Source organism: Nocardia sp. NPDC060220 (genome assembly GCF_042727815.1).
GTDB lineage: Bacteria > Actinomycetota > Actinomycetes > Mycobacteriales > Mycobacteriaceae > Nocardia.
In genome coordinates this window covers 1-3052 of sequence record NZ_JBHWZY010000820.1, presented here as the reverse complement: position 1 = coordinate 3052, position 3052 = coordinate 1, and the positions used below count along the sequence as shown (strand labels likewise).

Annotated in this window: 3 protein-coding genes; all 3 read right to left on the bottom strand. The window is 70.3% G+C overall.

The features are described from left to right. Positions 1 to 352, bottom strand: a 352-nt coding sequence (locus tag ACFWF3_RS30210) for a hypothetical protein (protein WP_379317057.1), incomplete at its 3' end; no start/stop codon positions are given. 8 nt (positions 353 to 360) lie between these two features. Further along, positions 361 to 1773, bottom strand: coding sequence for a type VII secretion-associated serine protease mycosin (mycP, locus tag ACFWF3_RS30205; protein WP_378993620.1), 1413 nt, complete (start codon positions 1771 to 1773; stop codon positions 361 to 363). Next, positions 1770 to 3052 (bottom strand): type VII secretion integral membrane protein EccD (gene eccD, locus ACFWF3_RS30200; protein WP_379317055.1); only part of this gene is annotated, 1283 nt, incomplete at its 5' end. The genes mycP and eccD, both read right to left, overlap by 4 nt.

The window sequence follows — 3052 nt, the reverse complement described above, 5'->3', positions numbered from 1 at the left end:
CGTCCTTGCGCACCTGGTCGAGATACCGGAAGTAGTCCTTGCGTTCCTCGTTGAGCTCGACGGCGCGCTTGGGACCACCGCCGCGCATGCCCGCCATCATGCCGACCATCGACATGAGCATCATCATCGGGAACATCATCATCATCGGATTGGCCAGCAGATTGCGGCCCATCGTGACCATCATCGCGATCATGCCGACCACCGCCACCACCATGATGACGGGCATCAGCTTCATCATCAGCGGCGACGGGATGGCGCGCTGGATCTCCGGCGGCGGGGTGAGCGCTACTTCACCACCCGGTGCGCGCGGCGGCGCGATCCGGGGGCGACGGACGAAACCTTCGGTTGCCATCGAACCCTCTACTCCTCGAATTCCTGATTGAGGTCAACACCGCGGCGGCGGAACGGGAACCCGAACGCGGCGCCGATTCCCAAGGCGGCCAACAGCAACAGCGATCCGGCGATCGCGACCTGGCGCGGGCGCGAATCCGGTTCCGGCGCCACGTAGGGTTCGGCGATCGGATGGCCGATGTCGGCGCCCCTGCTGGGCGGCTCGGCGGACAACGGTGCGGTGAGCGCCGCGAGCGGGTCGATCAGCCCGGCGCCGATGGCGTCGTCACGGCCGCGCCCCGGTGCGTGCGCGGTGCGGGTGATCCGTTCGATCACCTGCTGGGCGGACAGGTCCGGAAAGCGCGACCGGATCAGCGCGGCCAACCCCGCGACATACGGTGCGGCGAAACTGGTTCCGTCGACCGGCTGCACACCCTCCATCGTCTGCACGCCGTCCACCAGCCCGGTGCCACCGGGCTTGCTGTCCAGCGACACGATGTTGCGGCCGATCGCGGCGGCCCCGACCCACGGCCCGCGCAGCGACAGCGCCGAGGGCTGGCCGTCGGCGTCGACCGAACCGACCGACAGCACGTACGGGGTGAACCACGCCGGGGACGGGACAGTGGTCACCGAACTCCAGCCGGACCCCTCGTTCTGGTTCTGGCACGGCCCGCCCTGCTCCACATTGCCCGCCGCCGCCACGACCACCACATTGCGGTCGTAGGCGTACTTCACGGCAGCGCCGAGCGCGCCGTCGGCGGTATTGGAACCGGCTGCGGTGCAAGCCACTTCGGAGATGTTGATCACGGTGGCCCCCATGTCCACCGCGCGCACGACCGCACCGGCGAGGGTGAGCACACTGCCGTAGCCGTCGCTGCGCAGCGCACCGTCCTCCTTGACCGAACCGGCCCGGTCCTTGCGGTCGTAGGCGAGGCTGAGCTGGCGGATGGCCAGGATCTCAGCGTCCGGGGCGACCCCGACGAACGCGTCGTCGGGTGAGGGCCGGGCGGCGATGATGCCCGCCACCAGTGTGCCGTGGCCGTCGCAGTCGACGGTGCCGTCGGTATCGCTCACGTAGTCGCCGCCCGCTTGCAGCGCGGGCAGGCGCGGATGCCGGTTGACGCCGGTATCGATCACGGCCACCTTCTGCCCGGCCCCCCGGCTGAACTGCCAGGCCGAGGGCAGATCGAGGACCTGCTGCGACATCGGCGGTTCGACCGGGGCGTTGCCGCGCAGCACCGGTTCGGCACACAGTTCGCGCTGTTCGGTCGCCTCGAGTGGAGCCGGCCTACCACTCAGCGCCAGCGCGGCGTCGAGCGCGCCCGGATCGATGCGTGGCGGAGCGATGGCGCCCGCGGGCGCCGGGAATCCGGCGACCGTACCGAGCACGGTCGCCGCACAGGTGAGCCGCAGCAGCGCGCGCCGCATGGCTGCGCCGGTCATATGTTGCGGGCGGTCGAGTACACATCCATCACCCACAGCGCGAGCGGGATCATCGTGATGATCAACAGGTACTCGAAGATCTCGATCATCCGCCGCGTCACCGGTGTCACTTCGACATGGGGTCCGATGACGCCGAACCCGATGACAGCGCCTGCGGTCGCCAACAGCAGTGCCACCGCGACGAATTCGAGCGATTCGTGGCCGAGGCCGAGGCCCGTGAGCAACGCGAACAGAGTGAGCGCGCCCGCGATGATCAGCGTCGCGGCCTGCACCAGGTCGGCGTAGGAGCGACCGCGCAGACACAGCACGATCCCCGCGACCGCCGCGAGCGCGACGCCGCCGGAGTGGAACGAGCCGAACGGGTCGGCCGCGCCCACGGCACCGATCAGCGCGGCGAGCGCGCAGGCGACGACGAGGCCGGTCTGGATCTGATTCGCGACCCGGGCACGTTCGCCGAGCCCGGCCGCCGAAGGCAGCGCGATCGCGCCGACCGCGCCGACGCCCTCGATGGTGGGGCGCTGTTCGTGATCGGCGGGATCGATCGCCCCGCCCGCCGTGGGCACCGGCGGAATAGGCAGCCGTGCCGTCACCGCGGCCAGCCGTGGCACCGACGACAGCAGCATCACCGCCGCCACGAGCACCCCGGCGAACAGCTTGGCCAGCCCCGGATGCCAGATCAGATAGATCACACCCGACACCGCGCCGAACACGCTGAGCGTGATCGCGGCGGCGAACAATCCGGCTCCGATTCCGGTGACCCGATACCCGATCACCGCGGCGACCAGGAGCATCACGCTGCCGAGCAACAGGCTGCCCGCACCGAGCACGCCCGGCACCACCAGCGCACCACCGCCGAACAACAGCAGCAGCGCGTCCAGCGAAAGCCAGTTCGCGGTAATCGAATCCGTGAATTTCCGCGCGGCGATTCCGGCCGCCGCCGACGCGGCGATCCCCGTACCGAGCAGCGCGAACGCCGGGGCGAGCGGATCGGTATGGGTGCGCGAGACGATCAACAGCGCGAGCGCGGCGATGATCGAAACGGTCGCCAGCACGAGCCCGGCCCAGCGGGCCGCCGATCCGGACCAACCGCGGAACTCGCCTGCGGTGAGCCGGGATACGGCGTCGATGACGTCGTCGAACAGCGCGGGCGACTCCCTGCGGGTCACCGGGCTCAGCACCAGCAGCTCACCGTCGTAGACCTCGGCCTCGGTGAGCGTGCGGCTCGGCGCGAGGGGGTCCTGCCCGAGTCGCGCCAGCGTCCAGTGCTGGGCGCGGATCC

Excerpts from the sequence above, each read along its gene's own strand:
- mycP (WP_378993620.1), bottom strand. The coding sequence starts at position 1,773 with ATGACCGGCGCAGCCATGCGGCGCGCGCTGCTGCGGCTCACCTGTGCG.